Source organism: Spirillospora sp. NPDC127506, from assembly GCF_040302145.1.
GTDB lineage: Bacteria > Actinomycetota > Actinomycetes > Streptosporangiales > Streptosporangiaceae > Spirillospora.
The window spans coordinates 80,116-96,851 of sequence record NZ_JBEORG010000008.1 but is presented as its reverse complement, the minus strand read 5'-3'; the positions used below and the strand labels follow the sequence as shown (position 1 = coordinate 96,851).

At 73.0% G+C, this 16,736-nt stretch carries 13 protein-coding genes; 8 read left to right on the top strand and 5 right to left on the bottom strand.

The features are described from left to right. Positions 1 to 3 precede the first annotated feature (3 nt). Genes ABTW95_RS11095 through ABTW95_RS11080 form a run of 4 tightly spaced genes read right to left on the bottom strand, consistent with a single transcriptional unit; the run spans position 4 to position 2,976 of the window. Positions 4 to 957, bottom strand: coding sequence for a complex I subunit 1/NuoH family protein (locus ABTW95_RS11095; RefSeq protein ID WP_500226193.1), 954 nt, complete (start codon positions 955 to 957; stop codon positions 4 to 6). Continuing rightward, positions 950 to 1,555 (bottom strand): NADH-quinone oxidoreductase subunit C, encoded by a 606-nt coding sequence (locus tag ABTW95_RS11090; protein WP_500226192.1) that lies wholly within the window; start codon positions 1,553 to 1,555, stop codon positions 950 to 952. The genes ABTW95_RS11095 and ABTW95_RS11090 overlap by 8 nt, the downstream gene beginning before the upstream one ends. After that, complete coding sequence (locus ABTW95_RS11085) at positions 1,552 to 2,574, bottom strand: NADH-quinone oxidoreductase subunit B (protein ID WP_500226191.1); 1,023 nt, start codon at positions 2,572 to 2,574, stop codon at positions 1,552 to 1,554. The genes ABTW95_RS11090 and ABTW95_RS11085 overlap by 4 nt, the downstream gene beginning before the upstream one ends. 27 nt (positions 2,575 to 2,601) lie before the next feature. Next, positions 2,602 to 2,976, bottom strand: coding sequence for an NADH-quinone oxidoreductase subunit A (locus ABTW95_RS11080; RefSeq protein ID WP_396446330.1), 375 nt, complete (start codon positions 2,974 to 2,976; stop codon positions 2,602 to 2,604). A gap of 339 nt (positions 2,977 to 3,315) precedes the next feature. Between ABTW95_RS11080 and ABTW95_RS11075 the strand changes: the two genes are divergently transcribed. From ABTW95_RS11075 to ABTW95_RS11055, 5 genes are all read left to right on the top strand, one after another. Further along, on the top strand, positions 3,316 to 4,380 hold the full coding sequence (locus ABTW95_RS11075; RefSeq protein WP_396446329.1) for a hypothetical protein: 1,065 nt from the start codon (positions 3,316 to 3,318) through the stop codon (positions 4,378 to 4,380). A gap of 590 nt (positions 4,381 to 4,970) precedes the next feature. Further along, complete coding sequence (locus tag ABTW95_RS11070) at positions 4,971 to 6,254, top strand: LolA-like protein (RefSeq protein ID WP_500226190.1); 1,284 nt, start codon at positions 4,971 to 4,973, stop codon at positions 6,252 to 6,254. Between the two features lie 324 nt (positions 6,255 to 6,578). Then, on the top strand, positions 6,579 to 8,420 hold the full coding sequence (locus tag ABTW95_RS11065; RefSeq protein ID WP_396446327.1) for a 2-oxoacid:acceptor oxidoreductase subunit alpha: 1,842 nt from the start codon (positions 6,579 to 6,581) through the stop codon (positions 8,418 to 8,420). After that, on the top strand, positions 8,413 to 9,501 hold the full coding sequence (locus ABTW95_RS11060) for a 2-oxoacid:ferredoxin oxidoreductase subunit beta (protein WP_396446326.1): 1,089 nt from the start codon (positions 8,413 to 8,415) through the stop codon (positions 9,499 to 9,501). The genes ABTW95_RS11065 and ABTW95_RS11060 overlap by 8 nt, the downstream gene beginning before the upstream one ends. Before the next feature lie 194 nt (positions 9,502 to 9,695). Then, on the top strand, positions 9,696 to 10,898 hold the full coding sequence (locus ABTW95_RS11055) for a SecDF P1 head subdomain-containing protein (protein ID WP_500226189.1): 1,203 nt from the start codon (positions 9,696 to 9,698) through the stop codon (positions 10,896 to 10,898). 67 nt (positions 10,899 to 10,965) lie between these two features. Here ABTW95_RS11055 and ABTW95_RS11050 read toward each other — a convergent pair whose 3' ends face one another. Further along, complete coding sequence (locus ABTW95_RS11050; protein ID WP_500226188.1) at positions 10,966 to 12,630, bottom strand: MDR family MFS transporter; 1,665 nt, start codon at positions 12,628 to 12,630, stop codon at positions 10,966 to 10,968. A 79-nt stretch (positions 12,631 to 12,709) separates the two neighbouring features. Between ABTW95_RS11050 and ABTW95_RS11045 the strand changes: the two genes are divergently transcribed. The 3 genes from ABTW95_RS11045 (at position 12,710) to ABTW95_RS11035 (ending at position 16,717) form a co-directional block, all read left to right on the top strand. Then, the gene (locus ABTW95_RS11045; RefSeq protein WP_396446323.1) at positions 12,710 to 13,366 is read left to right on the top strand and encodes a TetR/AcrR family transcriptional regulator; all 657 of its coding nucleotides are present in this window, start codon (positions 12,710 to 12,712) and stop codon (positions 13,364 to 13,366) included. Between the two features lie 67 nt (positions 13,367 to 13,433). Then, positions 13,434 to 15,890 (top strand): alpha/beta fold hydrolase, encoded by a 2,457-nt coding sequence (locus ABTW95_RS11040; protein WP_500226187.1) that lies wholly within the window; start codon positions 13,434 to 13,436, stop codon positions 15,888 to 15,890. Beyond that, a complete protein-coding gene (locus tag ABTW95_RS11035; protein WP_396446321.1) occupies positions 15,887 to 16,717 on the top strand; it encodes an ABC transporter permease in 831 nt (276 codons plus the stop codon). The genes ABTW95_RS11040 and ABTW95_RS11035 overlap by 4 nt, the downstream gene beginning before the upstream one ends. The last annotated feature ends 19 nt before the right edge of the window (positions 16,718 to 16,736 follow it).

Genomic DNA, 16,736 nt, shown 5'->3' with positions numbered 1-16,736 from the left:
CGCTCAGAGCGCGACCCTGACGACGCCCGTCAGCGCGAGCTGGGCGAGCGACAGCGGGACGAGCCACGCCCAGGCGAGCTTCTGCAGCTGGTCCTCGCGCATGCGCGGGTAGCTGACCCGCAGCCAGATCACGCAGAAGGCCAGCACGCCGATCTTGATGAGCGTCCACAGCCAGCCCAGCTCGGTGTTCAGGAACGGGCCCTTCCAGCCGCCGAGAAACAGCACGGTCGTGAGCGCGCACAGCACCACGATCCCGGCGTACTCGGCGAGCAGGAACAGCGCGAACCGCAGCCCGCCGTACTCGGTGTACGGGCCGAAGATGATCTCGGAGTCGGCGACCGGCATGTCGAACGGCGGCCGGCGCAGCTCGGCGAGGCCCGCGACGAAGAACACCACTCCGCCGACCGCCTGCCAGGGCAGCCACCACCAGCGCCACTCCTCCACGACGCCCTGCAGGGACAGCGTCCCCGCCGCCATGGCCACCGACGACGCCGCGAACACCATCGGCAGCTCGTAGGACATCAGCTGCGCCGCGACCCGCATCCCGCCGAGCAGCGAGTACTTGTTCGCCGACGCCCAGCCCGCCATGATCGCGCCGATCACGCCGACGCCCATGACGGCGAGCGCGAAGAACACGCCGGGCCCGAGGTCGAGCGCGACCTGCCCGCCCGGCCCGACCGGAATCACCAACAGGACCAGCAGGTACGGGACGAGCGCCACGCCCGGCGCGAGCTTGAACACCCACCGGTCGGCGTCGCGCGGGACCACGTCCTCCTTCTGCGCGAACTTCACCCCGTCGGCGACGAGCTGCGCCCAGCCGTGGAACCCGCCCGCGTACATGGGGCCGAGGCGGCCCTGCATGTGCGCCATCACCTTGTGCTCGGCCTGCCCCACCAGCAGCGGCAGCAGCGCGAACGCCGCCGCGACGAGGGCCAGCTTGACCGCGACCTCAAGCATCGGGCGCCCGCCCTTCCGAGGCGCCGGGGGGCCGGCGGCGCTCCGCCGCGGCGGCCCACGGCCCCTCCTCCGGGACGCCCGGCGGGCGGACGCGGCGGCGGCTCGGGGCGCCGTGGCCCGATTCGCCCGGTTCCTTGGCGCCCGGCCACGGTTTGGCGACGCGGGCGGCGAGCACGAAGTCCTTGCGCAGCGGATGGCCCTCGAAACCGTCCGGCAGGAGCAGCGGGACGAGGTTCGGATGGCCCTCGAACAGGATCCCGAACATCTCCGACGTCTCGCGCTCGTGCCACGCGGCGCCCCGGTAGACGCCCGTGGCCGTCGCCAGCACCGGGGCCCGCTTCGGGACGCGCGTGCGGACCAGCAGGTGGTGGCGACGCTCCAGCGAGTACACGTGGACGACGACGGCGAACCCGTCCTCCAGCTCGTCCACGCCGGTCAGCCAGTCGAAGAAGCCGCAGGCCAGGTCGTCGCGCGCGAAGGTGAGCGCCTCCACCCAGCGGTCGGGCGGGACGCCGACGGCGAGGCCGCCGAACGTCTCCTCGGTGGTGACCTCGTCGCCGAACCGGCCCGTCCAGGCGTCCGCCAGCTCGGCGCTCACCGGTCGCGCCCGATCCGGTCGTCGTGGTCGTCGGGGTCGTTGTGGCCGTGGTCGTGATTTCCGGAGTCGTGGTCGTCGGAGTCGTGCCCGTCGTCCTCGTCGTCGTCGACCAGCCCGGGGATGATCGACGGATCGTGCTCGACGTGCCGGACGGGCCGCGTCGCCGTCCGGTCCTCCACGGCCGGGACCGGGCGCGTGGCCTCCTCGTCCCCGGCCGCGGGAACGGGACGGGTCTCCTCGGCGTCCGGCACCGCCTGGACGGGGCGCGTCTCGTCGTCGGGCCGGACGGGCGCCGGTTCCGGCTCGGCGGATCCGGCGGGGGCGTCGCCGAGGTGCCGGACGGGCTTCGTCTCGTCGTCGGCGCCCGCGCCCTCCCGGCGGGCCTCCTCGCCCATGACGTCCCAGTGCTCGAACGTCTCGTCCTCGTCCGGCGGGGGCGGGGGCGGCTGGAGCGGGCGGCGCAGCACCGTCGCCGACAGCGGGCGCGGCGCGGGCGGCGGGCTGAGCGCGTCGCCGCCGTCGTAGCGGTCGCCGAGCGACTCGGCGGCGATCTTCTCCTGCAGGTGGACGATACCGTGCAGCAGCGCCTCGGGACGGGGCGGGCAGCCGGGCACGTACACGTCCACCGGGATGATCTGGTCGACGCCCTTGGTGACGCAGTAGGAGTCCCAGTAGGGCCCGCCGCAGTTGGAGCAGGCGCCGAACGAGATGACGTACTTCGGCTCGGGCATCTGCTCGTAGAGGCGCCGCACGGCGGGCGCCATCTTGTCGCTGACGGTGCCGGACACGACCATCAGGTCCGCCTGCCGGGGGCCGGGCGCGAACGGGATGACGCCGAGCCGGATGAAGTCGTGCCGGCTCATCGACGTCGCGATGAACTCGATGGCGCAGCAGGCCAGGCCGAAGTTGAAGACCCACAGCGAGTAGCGGCGGCCCCAGTTGAGCACGAACTTGATCGGCTTGGGCGCGAGCCGCGACAGCGGTCCCACGCTCGGCGGCGGTAGATCGATGGTGCCCACAGCGCCATTGTTACAGCGGCGGGCGGCTCAGACCCAGGAGAGGACGCCCTTCTTCCCCGCGTATGCGAGCCCGGTCGCGAGGAACGCGAGGAACACGAACATCTCCACGAGCGTCGTGAGCCCGTAGCCCGGCGCGGAGAAGATCGTCGCCCAGGGGAACAGGAACACCGCGTCCACGGCGAACACGACGTACAGGTAGGCGAAGACGTAATAGCGCACGTAGGAGTGGGCCCAGCCTTCGCCGACCGGGTCGACGCCGCATTCGTACGTGGTCAGTTTCTCTGCCGTGGGACGATCCGGACGCAGCATCCGGTTGGCGGCGAGCGCTCCGGCGACGATCCCCGCGCCCACGAGGAGCAGCACGACCACAACGACATACGTGTCGAAATAGTTATGCACCATGTCCTCCTCGCGTGCGTCTGATCCAGTATCCCCGGCCGCGGAGTCAGGGGAGTGTGACCTTGTACCTCCACCCCGGAGGATCACAATGTCATGGTTTTACTGCACACTAGGTTTTCATTGGGTCAAGTTGACCTGGAAGGACGTGACCGGATGAGCAACCCCCCGCCTCCCCCGGGCTGGGAATCCCCGGGCGGCGCCTCCTGGCCGCCTCCGCCGCCGCCAGCGGGGCCGGGCGGCCCCGGTCCGAGCGGACCTGGAGGCACCGGACCCGGCCCCGGCGGCCCGGGAACCCCACCGCCCTTCTTCCCCCCGCCCCCCGGCGCCCCGATGGGGCCGCCCATGCCGCCGCCGAGGCGCGGCGGAGGCGGCGGCCTCATCATCGGGCTGATCGGCGGCGGCCTCGTCTTCCTCATCATCATCGCGGTCGTCGTGTACGCGGTGACCGTGAGCGGCGGCAAGTCCCCCGAGGAGAAGCTGACCGCCGCCGCGTCGAACATGGACACGGCTCGCGCCGTGGAGCTGAAGGGCACCTTCGGCGGCGCGCAGACGCTGCGCGGCGAGTTGAACGTCACCAAGGGCGGCCGCGCGATGGGGCCCGTCACCTGGGGCGGCGACAACGTCACCGTCCTCGCGGCGGACGGCAAGCTGTTCGTGAAGGCCGACAAGTCGTACTGGGAGAAGGAGATCAGTATCGACGACCCGTACTACCTCAAGTCGGGTGAGCAGTGGGGCCGGCTGGACGACGACGAGCTGAACCTCGACTTCAAGACGCAGCTGTCGCCCTCCGCGCTGGCGTCCAAGATCCGCTCGGCCCGGACGTTGCGGGTCAAGCCGGCCGAGACCACGTGGCAGGGCAAGAAGGCCCTCAAGTTCAGCACCTTCTCCTCCACGATCTACATCACCGACGAGGACGACGCGAAGCTGCTGCGCTACGAGGCGACCACGCCGCGCGTCGCGCTGGACGTCACCCCGAAGGACTCCGGTGACGCCTCGACCCTCATCTCGGACATGCGCAAGAGCATGGGCGAGCTGACCGACTCCTTCAACAGCTCCGCCCGGCCCTCGGTCGACGAGTGGAAGAAGGGCGGCTGCAACAGCGACTCCGGCTGCACCGTCCAGGCGAAGATCCGCCCGCCGTTCGGCGTGGAGAAGCCCGTCACGATCGAGGTGCGATACCGGCTCACCGCCGGCACGCTGACCGGTCGCGACCTGGGCAACTGCACGACCAAGGTCACGATCCGGACCTCCGCCTCGGAGTGGGCGAGCTGCCGGGTCAGCACCAGCGCCTGGCGCAGCTGGGCCAAGTCCACCGGCGGCACGTTCTACAAGCACGCCCAGTACAAGGTGATCGGCGCCACGTCCGCCGAGGTCCAGGCCCTGCAGAACGGCCTGGACAGCGAATGACGCGCAGGTGAGGCGCCCGGCGCGCGGTCCCGCGCGCCGGCCCTCGGCCACCCGGGTGCCCGGTGGCGCTCCTCCCCGTCCGGGGAAAGTGCCGCCGGGCACCCTTATGCTCTGTGGAGACGCCCTCCAGGGCCCCGGCGGCCGCCCCTCACCTCCCGGACCGGTCCCGAGCCTCGCCGGCACCCTCTGGGGACGCCTCCCGAACCCTTGCTTTGTGTCTGACGGTCGGGCCGAGACAGGGCCCCGGAAGTGAGCAGAGTGAGCCCCCAGTGAGCGCTGAACAGGACGATCCGTCACCGGCGTCCTCCACCCCGCACGGCACCCCGGCAGACCCGGGAGCGTTCCCACCCGGGCCGGGCGCCGCCCAGCCGCGGCCCGGCCCGCACACCGGAGACGTCGAGGTCGCCTCGGGCCCGCCACGCCAGGCGACCGGCGGAACACCCCCCGCCCCGCAGAACGGTCCCGCCCGGCAGAACGGTCCCGCCCGGCAGAACGGTCCCGCCCAGCCGGGCGGCCCCAGCTCGGCGAACGGCGGCGCCCCGCCGCATGGCTCCACTCCACCGGGCGGCACCGTCTCGCCAGGTGCCGCCATGCCGCCGGGTGCCGCGATGCCGCCGGGTATGCCGCCGGGTGGGCCGGTCGCGCCGGGGAAGGGCGGGCGGCAGCGGAAGGGCCGCAAGGCCCGGGCCGTGGCCGTCGCCGGGGCGGCGGCCGTCGCCGTGGTCGCCGCCGGGGCGGTGGCCGCGGTCGCGCTCGGCGGGGAGGGCGAGCCGGCGAAGAAGAAGCCCACGCCCACCGTGTCGGCGCCGCCGCCCGCGTGGACGGTCGCGCTCGGGCGCCGGCTCAAGTCCGGGACCGGCCTGCGCTACGACGGCGCGATGACGCTGAAGGGGCGGCCCGTCCAGGCGCACATCCGGGTGACGCCGGCGGGGGCGGCGAGCGGGCGGATCGTCGCGGGCGCCCTCGCCGCGGACGTCGTAGCGATCGACGGCACCACCTACCTCAAGGCGGGCCTCGCGTTCTGGCGCGACTTCGCCGGGGAGATCGCGCACCCCGAGTACTACGCGGACCGCTGGTCGAAGGCGCCCGCGTCGGTGCCGGGCTTCGACGTGCCGGACGTCCTCGGGCCCGACGCCATCGCCGCGGCGCTCCGCAAGACGTCCGGGGAGCCGCCGACCGAGAACGTGAACGGCGTCCGCGCCTACCGGGTCAGGACGTCCGCCGCCGACTACCTGGTCGCGGCGGCCGCGCCGTACCGGCTGCTGGCGGTGCGGGTCGCCGGGCAGAACGCGCCGCGCCTCACCGCCGCGCCCGTCGCCGCGCCCGCGACGCTGTTCACCGAGCTGCGGCCGAGGGTGGCCGCGCTGGGCGGCGCGCCCGACCCCAACCTGGCCTTCCGGCCGGGGACGCTGACGTTCAGGAACTGCGACCAGAACACCAACGGCTGCACCGTGAGCCTGCCCGCCACGCTGACCGCGCCGCAGGGCTCGGTGCCGGACGGCGCGCGGGCGGCGCTGCGGGCGTCCATCTCGTCCCGCGGCGAGCCGCTCGGCTCGTGCAGGGCGTCGGCGCCGGTGCAGGCCGACCGGTCGGTGGTGCTGCGCTGCACCGTCACCAGCAGGCTCTGGCGCGACTGGATGCAGAAGGCGCTCGACCACCCCGGCTCCTACCCGTACGAGGCGGCGGCCCGCGTCAACGGCGAGGCGCTCGACCCGGCGGACGTCCCGGAGCTGCTCGCGCGGCTCGACCGGGAGCGCAAGGCGGTGCTCAAGCCGGATCCGGCCACGTCCGCGCCGTCCGGCACGCAGGGGCCTTCGGCGGAGCGGACGGACGGCCCCGAGGTCGCCGCGTCCCGGTCACCTGGGAGATCGTGACGGGCGCGTTCCAGGGGCGGTGCCAGCGGCGGAAACCGACGCTGTCTACACTTCGGGTCGTGAACTCCACGCCCCTGGGGAGCCGCGGCTCGTCGACGAGCGCCGCGCGGCTGGTCCGGCGCCTGCACGTCGACCTGTGCCGGCAGCGCAGCAGCCTGTGTTCCGGGATGAACTAGGGCACCGCCCCAGGTCGTACCTTCCGGTGAGCGGTCGTCCCGATAACACCACCCGATCCCGGACATACCATGAAGGCAAGCCTAAGTAGCATCACGATCCCGGGTGCCTCCCCCGGGACGGTGCTGCCCGTCGAGGAGGTCTTCCTCTGTGACCAAACAGGTCCAGCGACTCGACCGCGTCATCATCCGCTTCGCCGGCGACTCCGGCGACGGCATGCAGCTGACCGGTGACCGCTTCACCCAGGAGACCGCGGCGTTCGGCAACGACTTGTCGACGCTGCCGAACTTCCCTGCCGAGATCCGCGCCCCCGCCGGGACGCTGCCCGGCGTGTCCAGCTTCCAGCTGCACTTCGCCGACCACGACATCCTGACCCCCGGGGACGCGCCCAACGTGCTGGTCGCGATGAACCCGGCCGCACTCAAGGCGAACCTCGCGGACCTGCCGCGCGGCGCCGACGTCATCGTCAACACCGACGAGTTCACCAAGCGCAACCTCGCCAAGGTCGGCTACGACGCCAACCCGGTCGAGGACGACTCGCTCGCCGAGTACCGCGTGCACGCGCTGCCGCTGACCTCGATGACGGTGAAGGCCCTCGAGGACTTCGACATCTCCAAGAAGGACGCCGAGCGCGCGAAGAACATGTTCGCGCTCGGGCTGCTGTCCTGGCTGTATCACCGTCCCACCGAGGGGACGCTCGGCTTCCTGGAGAAGAAGTTCGCCAGCAAGCCCGAGATCATGAAGGCGAACATCGCCGCCTTCCAGGCGGGCTGGTCCTACGGCGAGACCACCGAGGCGTTCTCGGTGCAGTACGAGGTCAAGCCGGCCGACCACGAGCCCGGCCTGTACCGCAACATCACCGGGAACCTCGCGCTGGCCTACGGGCTGGTCGCCGCGGGTGTGCAGAGCGGGCTGCCGATCTTCCTCGGCTCCTACCCGATCACCCCGGCGTCCGACATCCTGCACGAGATGTCCAAGCACAAGCGGTTCGGCGTGCGGACGTTCCAGGCCGAGGACGAGATCGCCGCGGTCGGCGCGGCGCTCGGCGCCTCGTTCGGCGGGTCCCTCGGCGTCACCACGACGTCCGGCCCGGGGATCGCGCTGAAGAGCGAGACGATCGGCCTCGGCGTCGCGACGGAGCTTCCGCTGCTGGTCATCGACGTGCAGCGGGCCGGCCCGTCCACCGGCATGCCGACCAAGACCGAGCAGGCCGACCTGCTGCAGGTCATGTACGGCCGCAACGGCGAGGCGCCCGTCCCGGTGATCGCGCCGCAGTCCCCGTCGGACTGCTTCTACGCGGCGATCGAGGCGGCCCGCATCGCGGTCAAGTACCGCACGCCGGTCATCCTGCTGTCGGACGGCTACCTCGCGAACGGCTCCGAGCCGTGGAAGCTGCCGGACGTGGCGAAGCTGCCGACGATCGAGCCGAACTTCGCGGAAGCGCAGCAGGACGGGTTCCAGCCGTTCAAGCGCGACCCGGAGACCCTCGCCCGCCCCTGGGCGATCCCGGGCACGGCGGGGCTGGAGCACCGGATCGGCGGGCTGGAGAAGGCCGACGGGTCCGGCAACATCTCCTACGACCCGGCCAACCACGACACCATGACCCGGCTGCGCCAGGCCAAGGTGGACGGCATCGCGAACGACATCGAGCCGCTCGCGGTGGACGACCCGTCCGGCGCGGCCCGCGTCCTCGTGCTCGGCTGGGGCGGCACGTACGGCGCGATCTCCGCGGCGGCCCGGCTGGTCCGCTCGACCGGCCGGAACGTCGCGCAGGCGCACCTGCGCCACCTCAACCCGTTCCCCGCGAACCTGCCCGAGGTGCTGCGCTCCTACGACAAGGTCATCGTCCCTGAGATCAACCTCGGGCAGCTCGCCCTGCTGCTGCGCGGCCGGCTCCTCATCGACGTGATCGGCTACAACCAGGTCCGCGGCCTGCCCTTCAAGGCGGACGAGCTGCAGGGCGTCATCCAGGATGTGATCGACAGTGAGTGAGAACGGCTCCTCCAACGGGAACGGCGCCGTCAACGGGAACGGGAAGTCGCTGCTGTCCCTCGTCCCGAAGACCGACCAGAGGCAGACGCTGAAGGACTTCAAGACCGACCAGGAGGTGCGCTGGTGCCCCGGGTGCGGTGACTACGCGATCCTCGCGGCCGTCCAGTCCTTCCTGCCGGAGCTCGGGCTGCGCCGGGAGAACATCACGTTCATCTCCGGCATCGGCTGCTCGTCGCGGTTCCCGTACTACATGAACACCTACGGGTTCCACTCGATCCACGGCCGCGCGCCCGCGATCGCGACGGGCCTCGCCACGTCCCGCCCGGACCTGTCGGTGTGGGTGGTGACCGGCGACGGCGACTCGCTGTCGATCGGCGGCAACCACCTGATCCACGCGCTGCGCCGCAACGTCAACCTGAAGATCCTGCTGTTCAACAACCGGATCTACGGGCTGACGAAGGGGCAGTACTCGCCGACGTCCGAGCTCGGCAAGATCACCAAGTCGACGCCTATGGGGTCGCTGGACGCGCCGTTCAACCCGCTGTCGCTCGCGATCGGCGCGGAGGGCACGTTCGTCGCCCGCACGATCGACTCCGACCGCAAGCACCTGCAGTCGGTGCTGCGGGCGGCGGCGCATCACCGCGGCACCGCGCTCGTGGAGATCTACCAGAACTGCAACATCTTCAACGACGGCGCGTTCGAGCCGCTGAAGGACGCGTCCGTGCGCGACGACGTCACCATCCGGCTGGAGCACGGCGAGCCGATCGTCTTCGGGGCGGACCGTGACAAGGCGCTGCGCCGCACCCCGACGGGCGCGTTCGAGGTGGTCGGCGTCGCGGACGTCGACCCGTCCGAGATCGCCGTGCACGACGCCCACAACCCGGACCCGTCGCAGGCGTTCGCGCTGTCGCGGCTGGACCAGCCGGCGTTCGAGCACACCCCGATCGGCATCTTCCGGGACGTGGACCGCCCGTCCTACGACGAGCTGATGCGGGCCCAGCTCGACGAGGCCGTCGAGAAGCAGGGCGAGGGCGACCTCGCCGCGCTGCTCGCCTCCGGAGACACCTGGCGAATCGATTAATCGCCTTCGCGCAGGCCCGGCCCCGGTCCGCCCGGGGCCGGGCCTTTTCGCGCGTATTGAACGCCCGCGAACGGGGCACGGTTGGACATGATGACCAAGGGGCCGGATTCGCGGCGGTCTTCGGACGAGACGCCATGCGGGGCGGCGTCTCATCCTGAAAGACTGACGGTGATCACGAAGCCGGGGAGGTGACGATGCGGGTCATTCCGCGCCGCAGCAAGGATCGTCCGCGCGACGAGGCACCCGCGCCCACCCCCTCCCCCGCAGACCCCGGCGCCCCGGCCGAGCCCGGCGCCGCCGAGCCCGGCGCGCCCGCCGAGCCCGGGGCCGCCGCACAGCCCGGTGCCCGCACTGAGGGCGGCGCGGCCACCCGGCCCGCCGGCGCCACCGAGCCCGGCACCCCCGCTCAGCCCGGCACCCCCGCTGAACCCGGCGCCACCACTGAACCCGGCGCCGCCGCAGACCCAGGCACCCCCGCCGAGCCCGGCGCCGCCGCTCAGCCCGGCGGCCCCACTGAACCCGGCGCCACCGGCCAGCCCGGCGCCACCGCTGGGCTCGGCGCCCCGGCCGGTGCGGGCGGTGGCAGGACGCCGCCGGCGGTGCCCGGCGGAGCGGGCCGGCCGGGCGGAGACGTCCCCGCGGAGGGCGATACCCGGCCCATGCCGGCGGGGCGGGACCCGGCGGAGGCGCTCGGGCAGGAGAGCTTCCGCGGCGGGGCGAGGCCCGAGGCGACCACGGCCGTGCTGCCGGTCGCGGGCGGCGAGGCCGCGCGGCGGCGGGCGCGGGCGGCGGAGCGGCACCGGCGGGCCCAGGAGGTCAAGCGGAGCCGGGCGGGGCGGCGCAGGCCGCGGGTGCAGCGGGCGCCGGCGCCGGCCAGGGCCGCCGACCAGCACCGGTCCGCGCTGCTGGTCATGGTGCTCACGCTGGGGCTGCTGATCGCGGCCGTCGCGGTGACCGGCGGGCTGATCGCGTCCTCGATGCGGACGCGGCCGGTGACGCTGGCCGCGCCGCTGCACATCTACCCCGTCGCGCAGGCGACGCCGGGGCCGTGCCCGACCGGGACGAAGGGGATCACCGGGCAGGCCGCGACCGGCCCGACGTGCTACCACCTCACCCAGGGCATCGCCATCCACAAGGTCGCCGACCTGCGGGTGCAGAAGTCGCGGGTGAAGCCAGGCGGGTACGACGTGGCGGTGACGCTGCGGCCGGTGGACCGGCAGGCGTTCGCCGACCTGACCCGCGCGACGGTCGGCCGCGACCTCGCGTTCGTCGTCCGCGACAAGCTCGTCACCCTGCCCCGCGTCGACATGGCGATCACGGACGGGAAGGTCGTGGTGACGGGGTCGCCGACCAAGGCGGCGGCGAACCAGCTCGTGCGCGACCTCAAGGGCCGGTAGGGCTCACCCCGGGGCGGCTTCTCCGCGTCCCGCGCGTGCGCCGCCCGGTCGGGCGCGGCGACGGCGGTCAGCCCGGCGTCGGGGACGTGGCCGTCGCCGCGCGCGTGCCGTCCGGCGGCTGCGCGGCGGGCTTGCCGCGGCCCGCCGACCCGCGCAGCGGCAGCTCCTTCAGCGCGAGGACCGCGATGAAGCCGATCACCGCGACCGGGACGCCGACCAGGAACACGGCCTCCATCGCGTTGGTGAACGCGTCCTGGACGATCCCGTGCACCGGCTCGGGCAGCTTCTGGATCTCCTCCGGCGACCCGAGGCCGCCGGACTTGCCGGACGGCAGCGGGATGCCGGCCGCGCGGAAGCCCGCCGTGATCTCGTGCGCCACCCGGTTGGTGAGGATCGCGCCGAACGCGGCGACGCCCATCGCGCCGCCGAGGTTGCGGAAGAACGAGACACCGGACGTCGTCGAGGCCAGGTCGGCGGGCGCGGCGGCGTTCTGCGCGGCGAGGATCAGGATCTGCAGCGTCAGGCCCATCCCGATGCCGAGGAGCGCGAGGTCGGCGCCGACGATCAGGTCCGAGGAGTCGGTGTGCAGCCGCGACAGCAGGTACATCGCGACCGCGACGCACAGCATGCCGATCACGGGGAAGAGCTTGTAGCGGCCCGTCCGCGTCACGACCTGCCCGGAGCCGGTCGAGGTGACCAGCATGCCGAGGACGAGCGGCAGCGTCATCAGGCCGGATGCGGTGGGGCTCATCCCCTTCGCGATCTGCAGGTACTGCGGCATGTAGATCATCGCGCCGAACATCGCCATGCCGACGCAGATGGAGATGAACGACGTCAGCAGGAACATCCGGTTCCGGAACAGCCGGGGCGGCAGGATCGGGTCGTGCGCGGCGCGCTCGGCGACGACCGCGAGGACGAGCAGGACGGCCGCGCCGCCGAGCAGGAGGTAGGTCCACCGGGAGCTCCACGCGAACTCCGTCCCGCCCATGGACAGCACGAGCATCAGCAGCGCGGCGCTGCCGGTGATGGTGAACGCGCCGAACACGTCCACGCGGGTGTCGCGGCGCACCTTCGGGAGCTTCAGCACCCGCTGGATGACGAGGAACGCGACCACGGCGAGCGGGACGCACACGTAGAAGCACCAGCGCCAGCCGAGGCCGTCGGCGTCCACGATGAACCCGCCGAGCAGCGGCCCGGCGACCGTCGAGACGCCGAACACCGCGCCCATGAAGCCGGCGTAGCGGCCGCGCTGGCGGGGTTCGACGACGTCCCCGAGGATGACCTGGGCGAGCGCGGACAGGCCGCCGACGCCGAGGCCCTGGAACGCGCGGGCCGCGATGAGCTGGCCGATGTTCTGCGACAGCCCGGCGCCCACCGAGGCGAGCACGAAGATCAGCAGGGCGGTCTGGAACATCAGCTTGCGCCCGGCGATGTCCGACAGCTTCCCCCACAGCGGGGTGGACGCGGTCATCGTGAGCAGCGACGCGCTCGCGACCCAGGCGAGCTGGTCCTGGCCGCCGAGGTCGCCGACGATCGTCGGCAGCGCGGTGGCGACGACCGACGTCGAGATCATCGACGTCAGCATCGCCATCATCAGGCCGGCGAGGATCTCCAGGATCTGACGGTGCGTGTACTGCGGCCTCGCCGGCCCGGACGCCGCCGGGTCGTGCGACGTCACGCTGGTCTGTGCCACCCTGCCCCCATACGTACGGGTATTACCTGTGCCGTGCATGTATCCTAGGTAGACGCTTGTTTACTTGCAACTCGTTGGATACTGGACACTGACCGTTACCGACAGGCCGGGGATGGGAATGCGGGTCGAGGACGAGCGCGCGGGGCCCGCCGGCGCGGGCGCGGACCGCCGGCCCAAACGGGACCGCGAGGCGACCGAGCGCCGCATCCTGGAGGCCGCCCGCGACCTGTTCGGCGAGCACGGCTACGACGGCGTCACCGTCCGCATGATCGCGGCGCGGGCGGAGGCGAACGTCGCCCTGGTCAACCGGTACTTCGGGTCGAAGGCGGCGCTGTTCGGCGAGGTCCTGGCCGGGGAGTCGGTGATCCGCGGCGTCATCGCGGGCGACCCGGAGGGGCTGCCGCGGCGGCTCGCCGAGCACTTCGTCCGGCAGATCGACCAGCGCCCCGTCACCGCCATGTCCCGCATGCTGGACCGGTCGGCGGGCCACCCCGAGGTCAAGGAGATCCTGCTCCGGTACCTGGAGGAAGTGATCGTCCAGCCGATGATCGCGCAGCTGGAGGGGCCGGACGCCCGCGCCCGCGCGCTGCTCGCGTCCACGATCATCATGGGCGGCGGCCCGGTCCGGCGGCTGTTCGGCCTGGAGGACCTGCGCGCCGCCGACCCGGCCGAGGTCACCGACCGGCTCACCGCCATGTTCACCGCCGCGCTCGCCCCGCCCGTCCGCCGGGAGGCGCCCGTCCACCGGGAGGCGCCCGTACGCCGGGAGGCGTAGCGGGCGCGGCCGGGATCGTCTTCCGGTCGGAGCGATGCGCCGCGCGCCGCGCATAGGGTTGCTGACCATGAGGCTGGGGGGCGCCGTCCGGGCGCGCTGGGGCAGGACGGGGCGGACGGCCCGCTGGACGGCGGCGGGCGCGGCGCTCGTGCTGGCGGGCGGCGGCGCGGCCTGGGGCGCCGGGGCCGGCGACGCGCCCGGCGTCCGGGCGTCCGAGCAGCGCATCGCGGTGGTGGACGGCCCGAAGGACGACCGGCACGTCACGCTCGACACGACGTTCTACCGGCCCGTCGGGCGCTCCAAGGGCCCGGCGGTCCTGCTGGGGCACGGCTTCGGCGGCTCCAAACGGGACGTCGCGGGCGAGGCGCGCGACCTGGCCCGCGCCGGGTACGCGGTGCTGGCGTGGTCGGCGCGCGGGTTCGGGCGGTCGACCGGGGAGATCGCGCTCAACTCCCCCGACTACGAGGTCAAGGACGTCCGGCAGCTCATCGACTGGCTCGCGAAGCGCCCCGAGGTCGTCCTCGACGGGCCGGGCGACCCGCGCGTCGGCATGGCGGGCGAGTCGTACGGCGGCGCGATCGCGCTGATGACCGCCGCGTACGACCGGCGGGTGGACGCCATCGCGCCGCGGATCACGTGGAACAGCCTCGCGGACGCGCTGTTCCCGACCGCCGCCGCGGGCGCCGGGCCGGCGGAGGGCGTGTTCAAGAAGCTGTGGGCGGGGCTGTTCTTCACGAGCGGCGCCGGGCGGACGGCGTGCGGGCGCTTCCTGCCGTCGCTGTGCGAGATGTACCAGGAGGTGGCGGAGAAGGGCCGCCCGACGGAGGCGGCGATCGAGACGCTGCGGCGGTCGAGCCCGGCCTCGGTCGCCGACCGGATCACGGTGCCGACGCTGCTCGTCCAAGGGCAGGCCGACTCGCTGTTCCCGCTGGACCAGGCGGACGCCAACGCGCGCGCGATCGCCCGGAACGGCGCGCCGGTGTCGGTGGTGTGGTTCCAGGGCGGGCACGACGGCGGCGACCAGGAGACGGAGCGAGTCGAGGGGCTGGTGCGCGACTTCTTCGACGCGCGGCTCCGCGGGTCCGGCCCCGCCCTGGACGGGTTCACGGTGACGCGGGCGGGCGGGCTCGACTCGTCCACGCAGGAGGTCGTCGTAGAGGAGGCGACCACGTCCCGGTATCCGGGGCTCTCCGCTGACCCGGCGGCGATGCGGCTCACCGGCGGCGAGCAGACGATCTTCAACCCGGCGGGCGGGTCGCCGGCCTCGGTCTCGGCGATGCCGGGGCTGGGCGCGCTGGGATCCCTCGGCGCGCTCGGCGGGTCGGCGCCGTCCGACATGCCGGGGCAGGCCGCCGCATTCGACACGGCTCCGCTGGAGCATCCGGTGCGGCTCACCGGTGCGGCGACGGTCCGGTTGAAAGTGCGGGGGGACGGCCCGCTGTTCGCGAAGCTCTACGACGTCGCGCCCGGCGGACGCGCCGCTCCGGCGCGGCGGCTCGCGGCGCCGTTCCGGGTGTCGGACGGCGAGGTCACGGTGACGCTCCCGGCGATGGACTACCGCTTCGACCGCGGCCATCGCCTGCGCCTCGTCATCGCGACGACCGACATGGGGTTCGCGACGCCGGCTTCGCCCTCGTCCTACAAGGTGCAGGTGGTCTCGCCGCTGAGCGTGCCCACGGTGCCCTCACTGGCCACCGCCTCCGCCCCGCTGCCCGCCTGGGTGTGGGCTCTGCCTCCGGCGGCGTCGGTCGTCGCCGTCGGAATCCTCATCTCTGGACGCCGTAGGCGCGGGTCGTCCACGGAGAGCGACGTCCCCCTGGAGATAACGGGACTGACGAAGGCTTACAAGAACGGCCATCTGGCCGTGGCCGACCTGTCGTTCCGTGTCGAGAAGGGGCAGGTGCTGGGGCTGCTGGGGCCGAACGGCGCAGGCAAGACGACGACCCTGCGCATGCTCATGGGCCTGATCCACCCCGACTCGGGCGAGATCCGCATCTTCGGGCAGCGCGTCACTCCCGGAGCACCCGTCCTCTCCCGCCTGGGGTCCTTCGTGGAGGGGCCCGGGTTCCTGCCTCATCTGTCCGGGCGCGACAATCTGGACCTGTACTGGCGCGCCACCGGGCGCCCCTTGGACGAAGCCCACTTGGACGAGGCGCTGCAGATAGCCGCCCTGGGCCCCGCTCTGGACAGACCTGTGCGCACCTACTCGCAGGGGATGAGGCAGCGGCTCGCCATAGCGCAGGCCATGCGCGGGCTGCCGGACCTCCTCGTCCTGGACGAGCCGACCAACGGCCTCGACCCGCCGCAGATCCGCGAGATGCGGGAGGTGCTCGTCCGGTACGCCGCGGCCGGGCGGACGGTGATCGTGTCCAGCCACCTGCTGGCCGAGGTCGAGCAGACCTGCACGCACGCGGTCGTCATGGCGGGCGGGCGCCGCGTCGCCGCCGGGCCGGTCAGCGAGATCACCGGCTCCGGCCGCCGCCTGGAGGACGCGTTCCTGGAGATCATCGGGGAGGGGTCATGACGACCTACCGCGTCCGGCGGACGCTGCCGCTGCGCGTCGAGGCCGTCCGCCAGTTCCGGCGCCGCCGGACGCTCATCGCGTTCGGGATCCTGCTCGTCCTCCCGTGGGTGCTGGTGCTCGCGTTCAAGCTGGGCGGCGACCCCGGCCCGGACGGCGTCCCCAGCCTGGTCGACGTCGCCACGTCGTCCGCGCTCAACTTCGCCCTCTTCGCCCTGTTCGTCTCGACGGGCTTCCTGCTGGTGGTCGCGGTGGCCCTGTTCTGCGGCGACACGGTCGCGAGCGAGGCGGGCTGGTCGTCGCTGCGGTACCTGCTGGCCGCGCCGGTGCCGCGCGCCCGCCTGCTCCGCCAGAAACTGATCGTCGCGCTCTCCTACGCGGTGGTGGCCGTCGTCGGCCTGCCGCTGATGTCGCTGGCGGCCGGGGCGGTGGGCTTCGGCTGGGGCGACGTGGAACTCCCCACCGGCGGCACCGTCCCGGTGGGCACCGCGCTCGGCCGGATGGCGATCATCATCGGCTACTCGCTGATCGCCCAGCTCGTCGTCGCCGCCCTGGCGTTCCTGCTCTCCGTCACCACCGACTCGCCCCTCGGCGCGGTCGGCGGCGCGGTCGGCCTCGTCATCGTCAGCAACATCCTGGACGCGGTCACCGCCCTCGGCTCCTGGCGCGACTTCCTCCCGACGCACTGGATGTACTCCTGGATGGACGCCCTGCAGCCCCAGATCCAATGGACGGGCATGGCGAAGGGCGCCGCGATATCCGTTTCCTACGCGCTGATTCTGTTCGCCGCGGCGTTCCGCCGCTTCCGAACCCGCGACATTGTCTCCTGAAATTCGACGACATTCTGCA

Excerpts from the sequence above, each read along its gene's own strand:
- ABTW95_RS11095 (WP_500226193.1), bottom strand. The coding sequence starts at position 957 with ATGCTTGAGGTCGCGGTCAAGCTGGCCCTCGTCGCGGCGGCGTTCGCG.
- ABTW95_RS11080 (WP_396446330.1), bottom strand. The coding sequence starts at position 2,976 with ATGGTGCATAACTATTTCGACACGTATGTCGTTGTGGTCGTGCTGCTC.
- ABTW95_RS11075 (WP_396446329.1), top strand. The coding sequence starts at position 3,316 with ATGCCGCCGCCGAGGCGCGGCGGAGGCGGCGGCCTCATCATCGGGCTG.
- ABTW95_RS11070 (WP_500226190.1), top strand. The coding sequence starts at position 4,971 with ATGCCGCCGGGTGCCGCGATGCCGCCGGGTATGCCGCCGGGTGGGCCG.
- ABTW95_RS11055 (WP_500226189.1), top strand. The coding sequence starts at position 9,696 with ATGCGGGTCATTCCGCGCCGCAGCAAGGATCGTCCGCGCGACGAGGCA.
- ABTW95_RS11050 (WP_500226188.1), bottom strand. The coding sequence starts at position 12,630 with ATGCACGGCACAGGTAATACCCGTACGTATGGGGGCAGGGTGGCACAG.
- ABTW95_RS11045 (WP_396446323.1), top strand. The coding sequence starts at position 12,710 with ATGCGGGTCGAGGACGAGCGCGCGGGGCCCGCCGGCGCGGGCGCGGAC.
- ABTW95_RS11040 (WP_500226187.1), top strand. The coding sequence starts at position 13,434 with ATGAGGCTGGGGGGCGCCGTCCGGGCGCGCTGGGGCAGGACGGGGCGG.
- ABTW95_RS11035 (WP_396446321.1), top strand. The coding sequence starts at position 15,887 with ATGACGACCTACCGCGTCCGGCGGACGCTGCCGCTGCGCGTCGAGGCC.